At 63.8% G+C, this 16,042-nt stretch carries 14 protein-coding genes and 1 tRNA gene; 5 read left to right on the top strand and 10 right to left on the bottom strand.

All coding sequences use genetic code 11. The annotated features are described in order from the left end of the window. Positions 1–44 precede the first annotated feature (44 nt). From mreC to rodA, 4 genes are all read left to right on the top strand, one after another. Complete coding sequence (gene mreC / locus LDZ23_RS00185) at positions 45–1,163, top strand: rod shape-determining protein MreC (RefSeq protein WP_008352164.1); 1,119 nt, start codon at positions 45–47, stop codon at positions 1,161–1,163. Next, complete coding sequence (gene mreD / locus LDZ23_RS00180) at positions 1,160–1,672, top strand: rod shape-determining protein MreD (protein WP_008352165.1); 513 nt, start codon at positions 1,160–1,162, stop codon at positions 1,670–1,672. The genes mreC and mreD overlap by 4 nt, the downstream gene beginning before the upstream one ends. Positions 1,673–1,754: 82 nt before the next feature. Continuing rightward, a complete protein-coding gene (gene mrdA, locus LDZ23_RS00175) occupies positions 1,755–4,034 on the top strand; it encodes a penicillin-binding protein 2 (protein ID WP_008352166.1) in 2,280 nt (759 codons plus the stop codon). Positions 4,035–4,045: 11 nt separating this feature from the next. Beyond that, a complete protein-coding gene (gene rodA, locus LDZ23_RS00170) occupies positions 4,046–5,206 on the top strand; it encodes a rod shape-determining protein RodA (RefSeq protein WP_008352167.1) in 1,161 nt (386 codons plus the stop codon). 47 nt (positions 5,207–5,253) lie between these two features. Here rodA and LDZ23_RS00165 read toward each other — a convergent pair whose 3' ends face one another. The 5 genes from LDZ23_RS00165 to queC all read right to left on the bottom strand — a co-directional run bounded on the left by LDZ23_RS00165 (position 5,254) and on the right by queC (position 8,744). Continuing rightward, positions 5,254–5,937, bottom strand: a complete 684-nt coding sequence (locus LDZ23_RS00165; RefSeq protein ID WP_008352169.1) for a tetratricopeptide repeat protein — start codon at positions 5,935–5,937, stop codon at positions 5,254–5,256. Further along, on the bottom strand, positions 5,934–6,716 hold the full coding sequence (locus LDZ23_RS00160; RefSeq protein ID WP_008352171.1) for an HpcH/HpaI aldolase family protein: 783 nt from the start codon (positions 6,714–6,716) through the stop codon (positions 5,934–5,936). The genes LDZ23_RS00165 and LDZ23_RS00160 overlap by 4 nt, the downstream gene beginning before the upstream one ends. 181 nt (positions 6,717–6,897) lie before the next feature. Then, positions 6,898–7,344 (bottom strand): 6-carboxytetrahydropterin synthase QueD, encoded by a 447-nt coding sequence (queD, locus tag LDZ23_RS00155; RefSeq protein ID WP_008352173.1) that lies wholly within the window; start codon positions 7,342–7,344, stop codon positions 6,898–6,900. 5 nt (positions 7,345–7,349) lie between these two features. Then, positions 7,350–7,982 (bottom strand): 7-carboxy-7-deazaguanine synthase, encoded by a 633-nt coding sequence (gene queE / locus LDZ23_RS00150; protein ID WP_008352174.1) that lies wholly within the window; start codon positions 7,980–7,982, stop codon positions 7,350–7,352. A gap of 27 nt (positions 7,983–8,009) precedes the next feature. Next, positions 8,010–8,744, bottom strand: a complete 735-nt coding sequence (gene queC / locus LDZ23_RS00145) for a 7-cyano-7-deazaguanine synthase QueC (protein ID WP_008352176.1) — start codon at positions 8,742–8,744, stop codon at positions 8,010–8,012. 679 nt (positions 8,745–9,423) lie between these two features. Here queC and LDZ23_RS00140 point away from each other — a divergent pair. Next, positions 9,424–10,530 carry a glycoside hydrolase family protein gene (locus LDZ23_RS00140; protein WP_144403735.1) on the top strand — a complete coding sequence of 369 codons (1,107 nt, stop codon included), beginning with the start codon at positions 9,424–9,426 and terminating at the stop codon, positions 10,528–10,530. A gap of 113 nt (positions 10,531–10,643) precedes the next feature. Here LDZ23_RS00140 and LDZ23_RS00135 read toward each other — a convergent pair. From LDZ23_RS00135 to rsmB, 5 genes are all read right to left on the bottom strand, one after another. Then, positions 10,644–10,719, bottom strand: a tRNA-Phe gene (locus LDZ23_RS00135). Between the two features lie 83 nt (positions 10,720–10,802). Further along, the gene (gene esaR / locus LDZ23_RS00130; RefSeq protein WP_008352180.1) at positions 10,803–11,516 is read right to left on the bottom strand and encodes a response regulator transcription factor EsaR; all 714 of its coding nucleotides are present in this window, start codon (positions 11,514–11,516) and stop codon (positions 10,803–10,805) included. Further along, positions 11,517–13,943 (bottom strand): sensor histidine kinase, encoded by a 2,427-nt coding sequence (locus LDZ23_RS00125; protein WP_008352182.1) that lies wholly within the window; start codon positions 13,941–13,943, stop codon positions 11,517–11,519. It lies immediately after the preceding gene. 22 nt (positions 13,944–13,965) lie between these two features. Further along, positions 13,966–14,562 carry a DUF4390 domain-containing protein gene (locus LDZ23_RS00120; protein ID WP_008352184.1) on the bottom strand — a complete coding sequence of 199 codons (597 nt, stop codon included), beginning with the start codon at positions 14,560–14,562 and terminating at the stop codon, positions 13,966–13,968. Continuing rightward, a complete protein-coding gene (gene rsmB / locus LDZ23_RS00115) occupies positions 14,559–15,977 on the bottom strand; it encodes a 16S rRNA (cytosine(967)-C(5))-methyltransferase RsmB (RefSeq protein WP_008352186.1) in 1,419 nt (472 codons plus the stop codon). The genes LDZ23_RS00120 and rsmB overlap by 4 nt, the downstream gene beginning before the upstream one ends. Positions 15,978–16,042: the final 65 nt, after the last annotated feature.

The raw sequence follows: 16,042 nt of genomic DNA, 5'->3' as shown, positions 1-16,042 counted from the left end.
GACCTGCAGCATCGATCCATCCGTTCACGCCCTCGGCGCCGACCATGGAATACAGTCCGCCGCCCCTTTTCAAGCAAGGCCCTTCCGCGCTCGCGCGCCTGATTTTCTTCGTGGTGCTCGCCATCGCGCTGCTCATCTCGGACGCTCGCTTCAGCACGCTGGAAATCGTTCGCGGGATGCTCGGCGCCGGGCTGTATCCGTTGCAGCGCGCGGCGCTGGTGCCGCGCGACATCTTCATGGGCGCCGCCGATCTCGCCGTGACCAGCGCGACGCTGCGCAGCGAAAACCGCAAGCTCAGCGACAAGAATCTGGAGCTTTCCGTCAAGGCGGGCGACGCGGCCCAGCTCGCCATCGAGAACGCGCATCTGCGCGCGCTGCTGAATCTGCAATCGCGCGCAACGACCGAAGAAACGCCCGCCGAAATTCAATACGACACACGCGATCCGTTCACGCAGAAAGTCGTGATCGGCAAGGGTTCGCAGCAGAATATCCAGGACGGCGCGCCCGTCGTCACCGAAGACGGCGTGATCGGTCAGGTGACGCGCGTGTTTCCGCTGCAATCCGAAGTCACGCTGCTCACCGATAAAGACCAGGCCGTGCCCGTCCAGATCTCGCGCACCGGCTTGCGCAGCGTGATTTACGGCACGCCGAAGGGCGACACGCTCGATCTTCGCTTCGTGCCGATCAGCGCCGACGTCCAAGCCGGCGACGAACTCGTGACGAGCGGCCTCGACGGCATCTATCCGCCGGGACTGCCGGTCGCGAAGGTGCTGCGCGTCGACAAGCAGGCAGATACGGCGTTCGCGCGCGTCGTCTGCGTGCCGATCGCGGCCGTGCGCGGCGCGCGCCAGTTGCTCGTGCTGCACTACAACTTGAATCAGCCGCCGAATCCGGTCGAAGTCGAAGCAGCCGCGGCCGCCAAGGAAGCGAAGGAAAACAAGGGCAAGAAGAAGCCCGCGCCGAAGGCTGCCGCCGCAGCGGGCGCGAGCGGCGCTTCCGCTCCGGTGCCGGGTTCTGCGCCAGCGGCTGCAACACCGGCAGCGCCCGCGCCCGCGAAGCCGTCGGAGAAGGCGGCCGACCCGAAAGCTGCATCGGGCGCGGCGGCGAAACCGTCGAAGAAGGCGCATGCGCCGAAACCCGCATCATCGGGAGCCGCGCGATGAACCGTCCGCAATACATCCTGCAGCCGGTCAATCCGTACTTCATCACGTTCAGCCTGGCCGCCGCGTTCCTGCTGAACCTCATGCCGTGGGGACGGCTCATCGGCGTGCCGGATTTCGTCGCGCTCGTGCTGCTGTTCTGGAACGTGCATCAACCGCGCAAGGTCGGCATGGGCATCGCGTTCATGCTCGGCATCCTGATGGACGTGCACAACGCGAATCTCCTTGGCGAACACGCGCTGGCCTACACGCTGCTTTCGTACGGCGCGATCACGATTCATCGCCGCGTGCTGTGGATGACACTGCCCGTGCAGATGTTCGTCGTCGCGCCGCTGCTGGTGGGCGCGCATCTCGTGCCTTTCATCATCCGCCTCATGACGGGCGCCGCGTTCCCCGGCTGGAGCTATCTCATCAACGGATTCGTCGAAGCGCTGCTCTGGCCGATCGCGAGCTTCCTCCTGCTGATGCCGCAACGCCGCGCCGCCGACCCGGACGATACGCGTCCAATCTGAGTCTTGCCGCGCGGCGCCGGGTCGGCGAAAAAACCGCCGCGCGCGAACTACACTTGAATCGCGAGCACACCGCGAAAGCTGCATGACCGAAATCAAGAACACCGAGCAACAGTTGTCGAAGTTCCGCCTGCGCGTCGCGGCGGCGGGACTGTTCGTGTTCATCTGCTTCGGGCTGATCGGGCTGCGCTTCCTCTATCTGCAGGTCTGGCATTTCAGCAAATACTCGTTGCAGGCAAACGAGAACCGCATTTCGGTCGCGCCGATCGTGCCGAATCGCGGCATCATCACCGACCGCAACGGGGTCGTGCTGGCGAAGAACTATTCGGCGTACACGCTCGAAATCACGCGCTCCAAGATCAACGGCACGCTCGACGAAACCATCGACGAGCTGTCGCAAGTCATTCCGATCGACGCGCGCGACCGCCGCCGTTTTAAGAAGCTTCTCGAGGACTCGAAGAATTTCGAAAGCCTGCCGATTCGCACGCGTCTCACCGACGAGGAGGTCGCCAAGTTCACGGCGCAGCGTTTCCGCTTTCCCGGCGTCGAAGTGCGCGCGCGCCTGTTCCGCCAATATCCGCTCGGCACGACCGCAGCGCATGTGATCGGCTATATCGGGCGCATTTCGCAGCGCGATCAGGAGCGCATCGACGACGCGAGCGACGCCAACGACGAAAGCTCGGATCACTACGATCCGCGCCTCGACGCCAACAATTACAAGGGCACGGATTACGTCGGCAAGATCGGCGTCGAGCAGAGCTACGAAACGGAGCTGCACGGCCTGACCGGTTTCGAGGAAGTGGAAGTGACCGCGGGCGGCCGTCCGGTACGCACGATGTCGCGCACGCAGGCGACGCCGGGCAACAATTTGCAGTTGTCGCTGGATATCGGCTTGCAGCAGGTCGCGGAGCAGGCATTCGCGGGCAAGCGCGGCGCGCTCGTCGCGATCGAGCCATCGACCGGCGACGTGCTCGCATTCGTCTCCGCGCCGAGTTTCGATCCGAATTCGTTCGTCGACGGCATCGATCAGCAAACCTGGGACGCGCTCAACAATTCGCCGGATCATCCGCTCTTGAATCGTCCGCTGCACGGCACGTATCCGCCGGGCTCGACTTACAAGCCGTTCATGGCGCTCGCCGCGTTGTCGCTGCACAAGCGCACGCCGGGCTGGGGCTTCCAGGATCCGGGCTACTTCACGTTCGGCGGCCACACGTTCCGCAACGACGTGCGCTCGGGTCAGGGCTGGGTGGACATGAACCGCGCGATCGTCGTGTCGAACGACACGTACTTCTACATGCTCGCGCGCGATCTCGGCGTCAATGCGATGGCCGGCTTCATGAAGCCGTGGGGCTTCGGCCAGATCACCGGCATCGATATCGCGGGCGAGGCGAAGGGCATTCTTCCGTCGACGGAATGGAAGCGCAAGGCGTACCGCAAGCCCGAGCAGCAGAAATGGTACGAAGGCGAGACGATCAGTCTCGGCATCGGGCAGGGCTACAACTCGTTCACGATCCTGCAACTCGCGCACGCGACGGCGACGCTCGCGAATAACGGCGTCGTGATGAAGCCGCACCTCGTGCGCAACATCGAGAATCCGATCAACAAGGACCTGCGCGCGGTCGTGCGCGATCCGAGCAACAAGATTCCGGTGCAGCAGAAGGACATCGACGTCATCAAGCACGCAATGGAAGGCGTCGTGACGAACGGCACGGCAGCGAAGGTTTTCGCGGGTGCGCCCTATCTCGCGGCGGGCAAGACGGGCACGGCACAGGTCTATTCGCTGCAGGGCGCGAACTATCGGGGCCACGGCGGAACGGCCGAGCATCTGCGGGACCATGCGTTGTTCATCGCGTTCGCGCCGGCGGAGCAGCCGAAGATCGCGATCGCGCTGATCGTCGAAAACGGCGGCTGGGGCGCGGAGTCCGCCGGTCCGATCGCGCGCAAGGTGCTCGACTATTACCTCGTCGACCGTCTCAAGCCGGGCGCGGAAGCGGCGGCGGTCGCAGCGGCGGCTTCGGCCACGACCGAAGCGACCGTGCCGGTCATCGGCGGCACGCAACCGCCCGCCGCCGTCGCGCTGCCCGCGTCGGTCGCGAATTCGTCGCCGGCGTTTTCGCCGCAAGCGGCGTCGAATCCGGATGTCGCGAAGGCGGCGTCGGCGCCTGCGGCATCCGCTCCGAAAGTCTCGAAACCGCGCGCTGCGTCGGCGCCGCCCGCTGCGCCTGCGGCTGCGGTGCCTGCATCGACGCCCGGCCGATCGCCCGCGCCGAAGAAGCGCCCGAGCGAGCCGACGCCCACCATGGTGCGCAGCAACGAAAACGACGGGGTGCGCGTTCTCGCGCCGTCCGGCGGCATCGACGAGTAAAGGAAACCGCCATGCAACTGCACGTCCAATTCGACAAGCGCGAGCTGCTGGACCGCGCCAAGCGCATGTTCGCGGGCTTCGACAAGCCGCTCGCGCTGATCGTGTTCCTGCTGCTCGGCGTCGGAATCGTGACGCTCTATAGCGCCAGCCTCGACATGCCGGGCCGCGTCGAAGACCAGTTGCGCAACATCATGCTGACCTTCGGCCTGATGTGGATACTCGCCAACATTCCGCCGCAAACGCTGATGCGCTTCGCCGTGCCGCTCTATACGGTCGGCGTCGCGTTGCTGATCGCGGTCGCCGCGTTCGGCCTGACGCGCAAGGGCGCGAAGCGCTGGCTCAATGTCGGCGTGGTGATCCAGCCATCGGAAATCATGAAGATCGCGATGCCGCTGATGCTCGCGTGGTACTACCAGAAGCGCGAAAGCAACATTCGCTGGTGGGATTACATCGTCGGCTTTCTCATTCTGATGCTGCCCGTCGGCCTGATCGCGAAGCAGCCGGACCTCGGCACCGCCGTGCTCGTGTTCGCGGCGGGCATGTTCGTCATCTATTTCGCGGGGCTGAGTTTCAAGCTGATCCTGCCGGTGCTGATCGCGGGCGTCATCGCGGTGGCGGGCGTCGCGACGTTCCAGGAAAAGATTTGTCAGCCCGAAGTCGTCTGGCCGATGATGCACGACTACCAGAAGCATCGCATCTGCACGCTGCTCGATCCGACTTCCGATCCGCTCGGCAAAGGCTTCCACACGATTCAGGCGGTGATTGCGATCGGCTCCGGCGGCACGCTCGGCAAGGGCTGGCTGAAGGGCACGCAGGCGCACCTCGAGTTCATCCCCGAGAAACACACCGACTTCATTTTCGCCGTGTTCTCCGAAGAGTTCGGGCTCGCGGGCGGGCTCGTGCTGCTCTTTCTTTATATGGCGCTCATCGCGCGCGGACTGTTCATCGCGGCGAACGGAGCGACCTTCTTCGGGCGATTATTGGCGGGATCGCTCACGCTCGCGTTCTTTACTTACGCGTTCGTCAACATCGGCATGGTGAGCGGGATCCTGCCGGTGGTCGGCGTGCCGCTGCCCTTCATGAGTTACGGCGGAACCGCGCTGACGACGCTCGGCGTCGCGGCCGGGCTCATCATGAGCGTCGCGCGGCAAAAGCGGTTGATGCAGAGTTAGCGGGCTATCTTCCGCCACATGAGCCGCGGCTTCGACCGCGGTTTTTTTTATCGACGCGCGCCGTCACTGGGCTTCTGCTGCTCGAGTTCGGTGCTGAGCTGCAGATACTTGAGCTTCGCCGCCGGATCGCCCTGCGCGGCCGCTGCCGCGTAATAAGCCCGCGCGACATTCAGATTGCGTTCGACGCCATCGCCGCCGCGCTCGTAGAACGATCCCGCGACGTATTGCGCCGTCATGTCGCCGCCTTCCGCAGCCTTCTTGTACCAGGTGAACGCCTGCGTGTTGTCGCGCGCGGTGCCGCGTCCGTCGAGGAACTGGTTGGCGAGCGCGAGTTCGGCCTGTACGTGACCCTGATTCGCCGCGCGCAGGAACCAGCGATGCGCCTCCGCCGGATCTTTCTCGACGAACTGGCCGTCGTCGTACATCTTGCCGTACACGTATTGCGCGTGCGTCATGTTGGCGTCGGCGGCGCGGCGCAGCCATTTCTTGCCTTCGGGCACATCCGCCGGGCCGCCCTCGCCGTTGAGCAGCATCATCGCGTAGTTGAATTCGGCGAGGCGGCTGCCTCTTTGCGCCGCACGCCGAAACTCCGAGCGCGCCGCGACGAAATTGCCCGCGTTGTAATCGGCGACGGCGTTTTGCGTCGCGATGTCGGTCGGCTTCGGCGCGTTGTCGGCGCGTGCCGCACCGGCGAGCGCCAGCGCGATGATCGCAGCGGCGGCGGCTTTCATGATCTCGCCTCCTGCAACGCCTGACGCGTCGCCTTCAACAGCCACATTACATCCGCGCCGATCGCGACGAGCTTGATGCCCGCCTGCGCGTACTGCTTCGCGCTCGCGGCATCGAGTGCGAAGATGCCGCTCGCGATGCCCGCGCGATTCGCCGCGTCGACGATCTTCGTGATCGCCGCCTGCACATCCGGATGCTTGCCGTCGCCGAGATGACCGAGGCTCGCGGCCAGATCCGCCGGCCCGATGAACAGGCAATCGACGCCCGGCGTCGCGGCAATTTCATCGACGGCTTCGAGCGCCGCGACCGATTCGATCTGCACGATCGTCGCAATCTGCGCATTCGCGCTCGCCATGTAATCGCGACGCATACCGTATGCCGCCGCGCGCACCGCGCCCGCCACGCCGCGCAGGCCGTGCAGCGCCGCTTCGGTCGGATATTGCGTCAGCCTCACGATGCGCGCCGCCTCTTCCGCCGATTGCACGTTCGGGAACATCAGCGTGCGCGCGCCTGCGTCGAGCGCGCGCTTGACGAGCCAGCCTTCGTTCGCCGGCACGCGCACGATCGGCTCGCTCGGCAGATGCGCGGCGGCGATCGCGCGCAACTGGGCGACGACGTCGGCGCTATCGTTCGGCGAGTGCTCCATGTCGATGCAGAGCCAGTCGAAGCCCGCGTGCGCGAGCGCTTCGGCGGCATCGGCGCTGCCTAGCGACAGCCACAGGCCGAACAACGTGCCCGGTTCGGAGAAGCGCTGCTTGAGGGGATTGGTGAAGGTGCTCATCGCGCGTCTCCTTCGAGCGTTTGAAGGACGGCCACGCGCGGCCACTGGAAAAACGGATGAAGTGACGGCATGCGTGCGCTCCGTGTCTCGCCGCCTCGGAGGATGGGCGACTCATCGGACGATCATACCGTGACAAAAGCACGCGCGCCGGAGGTGCTTCCGGCCGCGCGCACGCCTGAAATCAGCCGCGCGCGACGTCGGCCCAGCAGTTCGGCGTTTCGTACAGACGCACGCGCTTCAGCTTGAGATTGACGCCGTAGTGCGCGTCATAGACTTCCGCGAGAATGTTGAACGCGACGGCCGCGAGGTTCTCGACGGTCGGAATGCGATCGAGCACGACGGTCTTGTGATCCGACAGCGTCTGCAGAAATTCGCGCACCTTGACATCGCCCTCGTAGACGATGAACGCGTGATCCCATTTGTTGACGAGATGCTCCATCGCGAGCGCTTTCACGTCGGCGAAGTCCATCACCATGCCGCGATCGGGCGCGCCTTCCACATCGACGAGATCGCCTTGTAGCGTGATTTCGAGCACGTAGCGATGCCCGTGCAGATTGCGGCACTGGCTGCGGTGATCGGGAATGCGGTGGCCCGCATCGAATTCGAGTTTTCGGGTAATCGTCTGCACGGCGTTCAGGGGATATTCAGGTATTTGTGCGTCTGCATCGACAGGCGCCACTTCGGATGCCGCTTGCACCAGTCGATCGCGAGCTTCGTGTTGATGTCGCGCGATGCGTTGTCCATCGGTTGCACGAGAAAGTATTCGAAGTCGAGCTTTTCGTACTCGGCAAGACGCTGGTTGTCCTGCGGCACCACGACTTTCAGCTCGTTGCCTTTCGTCACGACAAGCGGCGCGTCGGCTTTCGGACTCACGCAAATCCAGTCGATGCTCTCGAGCACCGGCAGCGAACCGTTCGTTTCGATCGCCATTTCGAAGCCGGCTTCGTGCAGCGCATCGACGAACGGCTGGTCGATCTGCAGCATCGGCTCGCCGCCCGTGCACACGACGAATTTGTGCGCCTCGCCTTCCGGCCACAGCGATGCGATCTTCGCGACGAGTTCCGCCGGCGTTTTGTACTTGCCACCGTTTTCGCCATCGGTGCCGACGAAATCGGTGTCGCAAAACTGGCAGACGGCGTCCGCGCGATCTTCCTCGCGCCCCGACCACAGATTGCAGCCCGCGAAACGGCAGAACACGGCCGGACGCCCGGCATTGGCGCCTTCGCCCTGCAACGTGTAGAAAATTTCCTTTACCGCGTACGTCATGACTGCTCTGTGAACCTCTAAAAAAAATCAGACCGGCGCGGTATCGACCTGCTCGCCCGCGCGATACGCCTCATAACCACGTTTGCGCAGTTTGCATGCCGGGCATTGGCCGCAGCCGAAGCCCCAGTCGTGCAATTCCGCGCGCTCGCCGACATAGCAAGTGTGCGTCTCGACGCGCACCAGTTCGACGAGCGCCTCGCCGCCGAGCGTTTCCGCGAGCCGCCAGGTATCGGCCTTGTCGAGCCACATCAGCGGCGTTTCGAGCGCGTAGCGCGTTTCCATGCCGAGATTGAGCGCGACTTGCAGCGCTTTCATCGTGTCGTCGCGGCAATCCGGATAGCCGGAGAAGTCCGTCTCGCACATGCCGCCGACCAGCACCTTCAGCCCGCGCCGATACGCCACTGCTGCAGCAATCGTCATGAACAGCAGATTGCGGCCCGGCACGAACGTGTTGGGCAGGCCGTTCGCGGTCGCCTGAATCTCGATCTCGCGCGTCATCGCGGTATCGCTGATCGCGCCGAGCACGGACAGATCGATCATGTGATCTTCGCCCAGCCGTTCGGCCCATTGCGGAAACTCGCGCACGATCGCGGCGCGAAAGCCTTCGCGGCACTCGAGTTCCACGCGATGGCGCTGTCCGTAATCGAAACCGAGCGTCTCTACCGTCTTGTAACGTTCGAGCGCCCAGGCGAGGCACGTGGCCGAGTCCTGGCCGCCGGAGAACAGCACGAGCGCGCTGTCTTTAGCGTCTATCCGAGTCACCGTGAAAACTCCGTACTCCGTGAATTTGATGGCGTCGCACGCCGCACAGGCAGTCGGAGTGACCGGACTTCGCGACGAGCGGCGCGGGCAAGACGCCCGCGAGTCCAGTATAGGCCGGCGGCCTTCGCCCGGAAGCGCACGCCCTTTATGCCGCCGATAGCGGAATGCGAGACGGATGACCAGCGCCGGACGAATGTTCCGGCGCGTCGCACGAGCAATTCGGAGCGCCGAAAAGAAAAGGACTTGCGGGGTCCGAGGACGAGGCAAGTCCTTAATTCGGCGCGAATTTTAACACGGAGGGCGGTTGTTCGCCGAGCTCGGCGCGCTGGCGCGCGGGGAAGCGGTAATTCGTGCCATCATCGGAAGAAATAAGTCGGCAATTCCGACGAATTCTCTAAACCCGCCAACACGCGCGCCGTTATACATGTAACAAAATGGCGCGGCCTCGTTACAGTTTCAGGTATTTTTTTCGTTTCGTTGCAGGACACTGGCGCGCCATCAAAGCCCCGTCGACTGACGGCCGCCGTTAATTCGCACTTCGAAATTACTCGGCTTGAAACCCTCCCGCAGGGTTAAGCGGGACCGCAGGTCCGTTTCCGATCCGCCCTTTCGGCTCACGGCGCTCCTGAAGACGTACCTACTTCACCGATACACAACATCTCCATCAGTAGTACATACAATGAAAAAATACATTCAGACCAGCTTGCGCGTCATTGACGCATTACGGGCACCCAAGGCGAGCCTTATCACCGCTGCCGTGGCAACCAGCGTGTTGCTGGCAGCGTGCGGAGGCGGCGGCAACGACGCGCTCGACACCGCATCGACCACAGCCGCGGCGAGCCGCAAGGCGGCGGCCGCGACAACCACGAGCACGATCTTCTACGGCGCCAACGGTCACAACAACGAAGGCGGCGCGTACGACATCTCCAGCCCGGCAGTGCAGCTCTCGCAGTTGCAGGATCTCGGCGTGAAGCTGTATCGGAACGAGGTGTACAACCAGTCATCGGCGAACAAGCTGGCAGGCATCGCGAAGACGATGGCAGCGGGCGGCGTGACCGTGTATCCCGTCATGCTGATGAGCATCGACTTCAACACCGAGACCGACGCGTATAACGCCGGCTATCAGTTGGGCGTCTGGACGGCCACCGCCTACAAGTACCCGTACTACGAAGTGTCGAACGAACTCGACGCGATGACGATTTACAACAACGTCGACGGCGTCTATCCGCAGCAGTTCGACAACGCGAAATTCCAGATCGCGCGCGGCGTCATTCGCGGCATGATCGCCGGCGTGAAGTCGGTCGATACGAACGGCAAGATCATCATGGGCGGCGGTACGTGGATGCATTACGCCGTGGATCAGATGCTCGCGGCCGGCACGCAGCCGGACGGCACGACGGGGCACCCGGTCGTGAACTGGGACATCACCGCGTGGCACTGGTATTCGGATATGGGCGACATCACCAACGCGTGCGGCGGCACGGGTTGCCATGACGTACTCGGAACACTGCAGCAGTTCGGCAAGCCGATCTGGCTCAACGAATACGGCGTGCGTCCGTGGTATGGCTCGGATCAGCAGATCGCGTCGTATCTCGTCGGCAACAAGATGATGGCGCAGTTCGTCGCGCTGGCGTCGAAGTACAACATCCAGGCGATTCAGACGTACCAGTTGTATGACGATCCCGCAGGCGGCGAAGGCGCGTACGGCCTGCTGAAGAACGACGGCAAAACGCAGAAGGCGTCTTACACCGCGTTCAAGAATTTCGTCGCGGCCAATCCGAAGTAAGCGCCGGATCGCTGAAAAAAGAACGCGCAGTCGGCTTACACGGACTGCGCGTTCTTCACATGCGGAAAATGAAAAAGCCCGAGAGCGATAACACTCTCGGGCTTCTTGCATTCTGGTGGCCTGGGACGGAATCGAACCATCGACACGCGGATTTTCAATCCGCTGCTCTACCAACTGAGCTACCGGGCCAACGAAGAGGTGAAACTATAGCAGAGACTATCCCGCGCCTCAAGCCCCTTTGCGCATTTTTCTGAAAATGTCCGGGGCCGCGCTCACACCTCGTTCTTGTTCTTCCCAAGATCGACGCCGAGCTGCTTCAACTTGCGATACAGGTGCGTGCGCTCCAGCCCCGTCTTTTCGGCGACGCGCGTCATGCTGCCGTTCTCGCGCGCAAGGTGATATTCGAAGTACGCGCGTTCGAACGCATCGCGGGCGTCGCGCAACGGAATATCGAACGAGATCGACGCCGTCTGCCCGGACTGATTCTGCGCCGCGCCGCTCGCCGCCGCATCGTTCGATGCATTCAGCGCCGATGCCGTCGGCAGCGCAGCCGCGACGGGCACGCCCGATGCGTTCACGCTCGACGGAGGCTTCGCCGCCGTCGCCGCGGGCGCCGCCGCAGTGCCGTGCGCGAGTCCCTGCTCGACGGCCTTCAGCAGTTTCTGCAGCGCGATCGGCTTTTCGAGGAAGTTGAGCGCGCCGATCTTCGTCGCCTCGACGGCCGTGTCGATAGTCGCATGCCCCGACATCATGATGACCGGCATCGTGAGCTTGCCCTGCGCGGCCCATTCCTTGAGGAGCGTTACGCCGTCGGTATCGGGCATCCAGATGTCGAGCAAAACGAGATCGGGCGTTTGCTGTAGACGGTAGTCGCGCGCGTGCTGCGCGTTTTCCGCCACTTCCACAACATGGCCTTCGTCGCTCAGGATCTCGGAGAGCAGTTCCCGGATCCCCATTTCATCGTCTACCACCAGGATGGTTGCCATTTACGCTGCCCTTGTCTGCACTGTTGCTTTTGTCGTTCCATGATTCGCCGGCGCACCGGAGCCAGGCGTCGCGCCGGGCGCCGCGGTATCGTCCGCGAGTTGTAGAAACAGAATCGATATCTGCGCGCCTTCGATCACATCCGCGCTCTTCGAGCGGTTGCGTATGTCGATGCGCGCGCCGTGCTCGTCGACGATCTTCTTCACGGTCGCAAGTCCCAGGCCCGTGCCTTTCGCTTTCGTCGTCACGTAAGGCTCGAAAGCACGCGAAAGAATACGCGCCGGAAAGCCCGAGCCGTTGTCCGACACAGTCAGGCGAACCGCGACGCGCGCATGACCCGATGCATCGGGCTCGCCATATTCTACTGTCCTCGTTTCGAGCAGCACGCGCGGCTCCGCGACTTCGGCCACCGCATCCTGCGCGTTCTGCAACAAGTTGTGGATGACCTGGCGGATCTGCGTCGCATCGCCGCGTATCACCGGCAGCTTCGCGAGATCGACTTTGATCGGCGTCTTGCCGTCCTCGATGCCGTACAACGTCAGCACTTCCGCGACGAGATCGTTCAGTTGCAGATTGCCGAGCACCGCGGGCGGCGTGCGCGCGTATTCGCGGAAGTCGTCGACCATCTGCTTCATCGCCTGCACCTGATTGACGATGGTCGTCGACGCGCGCTTCAGCACGTCCGCATCCGGCGGCGCGAGCTTGTCGGCGAGCTTCATCTGCAGACGTTCGGCTGAAAGCTGAATAGGCGTGAGCGGATTCTTGATCTCGTGCGCGAGACGCCGCGCGACTTCGCCCCACGCGACGGAACGCTGCGCGGAGATGACATCCGATATGTCATCGAACACGACGACGTAGCCCGTGGTTTCCGCGTCGTCGGTGTCGCTCTCGGTCACGCTCAACAACTGCGTGCCGCGCACGAGCAACGTGAGCGGATCGCTCTCGCCCGGCACCGTCACCGCAACCTGCTGCTGCCAGTGACCGCGATCGCCGACAGGATGATCGCTGCCGACCGCCGCCGCGTTGCGCTCGGCGAACGCCTTTTTGACCATCGCGCCGAACTCGGCGAGCACCTCGATCTGATCGAGCGGCTGATTGAGCAACGCGGCGAACGGTTGGCGGAAGATGCGCTCCGCGCCGCGATTCGCGGTGGAGAGACGGAACTGCCGGTCGAACACGAACACGCCCGCGGTGAGGTTCGCGAGAATGCTCTCCAGATACGCCTTCGAATGCTCCAGTGCGATGCGATTGTTCTCGACCGCCGCGCGCGCCTCGGAAAGCTGGCGCGTCATCGCGTTGAAGGACTGCGTGAGAAAGCCGAGTTCGTCGCGTGAATTGATCTCGCGTTTGGGCGTGTAGTCGCCTTCGGCCACTTCCTTCGTGCCCTGCGCCAGCAGGAACAACGGCCGCGCGAGCTGATTGCCGAGCGCGAGCGCGAGCATCATCGCGATGAAGGTCGCGAGAAAAAGCGCGAGCGTCAGCGTGCCGATATACATCTTGCGCAAGCCGGTGCGCCCGAGCCGCTTCTCCTGATATTCGCGATACGCGCGCTGCACGGCGTCGGCGTTGCGCGCGAGCTCCTGGCTCACGGGCTGCTCGATCTGCAGGAAACGGTCGACGTGCTGAAATTCGGTGGTCGTCGTCGGATCGGGAATCTTCGTGAGCACGCGCAATCGCAATGCGCCCTTCGGCCCGTTCGATTTCGGATCGCCGTCGATCTCGCCTTCGATCGCGCCGTACGGATGATCCTGCGCCTCCCGCAGCATCGTGCCGGTCGGCTCATTGGCCGGCAGGAGCGCGTAGTAATTGCCCGATGCCTGCGCGACCGTGCGCAATCCGGGCACGCGTTGCGAACTGTTGTTCGCCGCGAGATCCTCGCGGTTGTACTGATCGCGCGGCCGCTCGAACACGACGGCGTCCTGCACGCCGTACTGATCGCGCAGCCGCAAAAGCGACAGCGTGAGACTCGATGGATCGGCGCTCGCGAGCTGATCGCTCATCTGCCGGCCGCGGTTCTTGAAATCGGCGAGCGATGTCTGGAGCATGCCGCGCCCGAGCGTCAGACCGGAGGTGAGCGCGGTTTCGACATTCACGTCGAACCACGACTCGATGCTGCGCGACACGAACTGATACGAAACCACATAGATGATCGCGCCCGGCACCACGCCGACGAGCGCGAAGATGAACGCGAGCTTGGCGAGCAGGCGCGTGCCGAAGCGCCCTTGCCTCACCCTCGACACGATGATGATGAACAGGCTGATGACGATCAGCATGAAGACCATCGCCACCGCGACATTCGCCGCGTAGAGCCAGCCGTAGTAGCGGTCGAAGAACTCGGTGTTCGCGCTCGCGAGCGCGAGCATCACGAGCAGCAGGACTGCCGTGAGCGCCACCGTGGAGACCAGCAAGCGGACGACGAAACTCTTCATGTCCGTGCGGCCGCGTCGAAATCTATTTCGCACGTTCTGCCGCCGTAAAAGTAAAACGCTTCCAGTCCGAGGAAAGGTTCCAGTCGCGATTGTTCACCGCGTCGATCTGGAACGGCTTGGGCATCAATGCGATGTCGAGCTGCATACGCACCGATGCGGTATAGGTTTCGCCGCCATGCACCTGATTACGGTCGATGACATGCCACGAAGTCACATGCTTGATGACCGCGAGCGCTTCGTTCAACGATGCGAAGCGCAACTGCAGGCCGCCCGTCGACACGCGATATTCGTTCGTGAGCGGTTGAAATGACAGACGGATGCTCTGCGACACGTTGACCGGCTCTTCATCGAACCAGTACCAGCGCGGTCTCGACAGGTTGAAGTCGATCGTGAAATAGAGCGGCACGCTGCGGTTCACGGCATCTTCGAGGCTGTTGTTCAGGTCGAAGTCGAAATGCGCGTCCAAGCTCCAGCCGGCATTGTCCGCTTGCAGCGACGCGCGCTGCACGGCGATCGTCTCGGCGAACGCGGAATCGGCCGCGGCGAACGTCAGCCAGAGCGTCAGCGCAGTCCAGATGACGGCCGCGAGCCGAAGCGGAAAAAAGCGTTTGATCGTCACCGTTTCTGAAAGCGCGCGTAGAAGAATCCGTCGTGGTCCGCGAGAGTCTCCGCGTCCCGATGCGGGCTCGCGAGATTTGTACTGTCCGGTGAACCTTGCGCCGCGACCGCGCTTGCGCGCGCCGCTGTCGGCAACAATTGGCCCGGCGCGTCCAATCGTACCGCATCTTCATGTGCGGTTCCAAACCAGCGGGCCTGCTCTTCGCCCTCCTCGGGAAAGATGGAGCACGTCACGTAGAGCAGCTCGCCGCCCTTCGCGACGAGCGGCCACAGCGCGCTCACGATGCGCCTTTGCTCGGCGACGAGCGCATCGATATCCGATGCGCGCCGCAGCCAGCGGATATCCGGATGACGCCGCACGATGCCCGACGCCGAGCACGGCACGTCCGCGAGAATGCGGTCGAAGGTCGCGCCGTCGAACCATTGCGCGGGATCGCCCGCGTCGCCGATCTTGATTTGCGCGTCGAGTTTCAGACGCTGCAAGTTTTGTCCGATGCGGCCAGAACGCTCGGCGTCGCTTTCGAGCGCGATCAGATCGACGTTCGCGAGTTCGAGAATGTGGCCCGTCTTGCCGCCCGGCGCGGCGCAGGCATCGAGCACGCGCATGCCGTCCTTCACGCCGAGCAGTTGCGCGGCGAGCTGCGCGCCGGCGTCCTGCACCGACACGACGCCTTCGTCGAACCCGGGAATGCGATCGACGGGCATCGGCGTTCTCAGGCGCACCGCGTGCAGGCCGGCGGCGTCGGCTTCGATACGCGCGTCGCGGAGGCGCGCGAGACAGTCGTCGACGCTCGCGTGCCGCGCGTTCACGCGAAGCGTGAGCGGACCTTGCGCGTTGCCCGCTTCGAGGATGCGCTCCCAGGCATCCGGCTGGCCGCGCTTCACCGCGTCGATCCACCATTGCGGATAATTCCAGCGCGCGACTTCGCTTGTGCGCGCTTCGTCGATCAGCATGTCGCGCTCACGCAGAAAATTGCGCAGCACCGCGTTCACCAGGCCCTTCGCAAACGCGAATTCGCGGCGCGCGGCGATCGCGCTCACCGCCTGATCGACCACGGTGAAGGGCGAGTAAGCGGCATGCGCTTCGTCGTCGGTCAGCAGCGCGAACGCGCAGACGAGCACGTTCGCCACATGCGGCGGCGGCGCCTTCTTCACGAGCCTGTGCAGCAGCGCATCGGCGAGCGCGAGACGGCGCATCGTCCGATACGCGATGTCCTGCACCGCCCCGCGCGCGCTCGCGTGCTTCGCCGACGCGACGACCGTCTGCAACGCCGCCGGCAGCGCCGAGCCCGCGCGCACCGCGCCGACGGCCTGCGCCGCGCTGTCGAGCGCGAACGCGAGCGAATCGGGCGCGAGACGCAACGCGCTCAGACGGAAATGCGCGGCGGCGGGCCGGCGGGAAGGCTTGTCGGTCATGGCGAAACGGGGACGGTCAACGGCGACGCGCAGAGTTCGCGCGAACGGGGAATTGTAACGTGCGG

Source organism: Caballeronia zhejiangensis, assembly GCF_022879815.1.
GTDB lineage: Bacteria > Pseudomonadota > Gammaproteobacteria > Burkholderiales > Burkholderiaceae > Caballeronia > Caballeronia zhejiangensis.
Note: the sequence above shows the minus strand (reverse complement) of the source record. Positions and strands in the feature narration are given on the sequence as shown.

Bases quoted from the DNA above. Each gene is read 5' to 3' on its own strand.
- LDZ23_RS00165 (WP_008352169.1), bottom strand. From the start codon at position 5,937: ATGAAAGCCGCCGCCGCTGCGATCATCGCGCTGGCGCTCGCCGGTGCG.
- LDZ23_RS00125 (WP_008352182.1), bottom strand. From the start codon at position 13,943: ATGAAGAGTTTCGTCGTCCGCTTGCTGGTCTCCACGGTGGCGCTCACG.
- LDZ23_RS00160 (WP_008352171.1), bottom strand. From the start codon at position 6,716: ATGAGCACCTTCACCAATCCCCTCAAGCAGCGCTTCTCCGAACCGGGC.
- queE (WP_008352174.1), bottom strand. From the start codon at position 7,982: ATGACGTACGCGGTAAAGGAAATTTTCTACACGTTGCAGGGCGAAGGC.
- esaR (WP_008352180.1), bottom strand. From the start codon at position 11,516: ATGGCAACCATCCTGGTGGTAGACGATGAAATGGGGATCCGGGAACTG.
- mreC (WP_008352164.1), top strand. From the start codon at position 45: ATGGAATACAGTCCGCCGCCCCTTTTCAAGCAAGGCCCTTCCGCGCTC.
- LDZ23_RS00140 (WP_144403735.1), top strand. From the start codon at position 9,424: ATGAAAAAATACATTCAGACCAGCTTGCGCGTCATTGACGCATTACGG.
- rsmB (WP_008352186.1), bottom strand. From the start codon at position 15,977: ATGACCGACAAGCCTTCCCGCCGGCCCGCCGCCGCGCATTTCCGTCTG.
- rodA (WP_008352167.1), top strand. From the start codon at position 4,046: ATGCAACTGCACGTCCAATTCGACAAGCGCGAGCTGCTGGACCGCGCC.
- mrdA (WP_008352166.1), top strand. From the start codon at position 1,755: ATGACCGAAATCAAGAACACCGAGCAACAGTTGTCGAAGTTCCGCCTG.
- mreD (WP_008352165.1), top strand. From the start codon at position 1,160: ATGAACCGTCCGCAATACATCCTGCAGCCGGTCAATCCGTACTTCATC.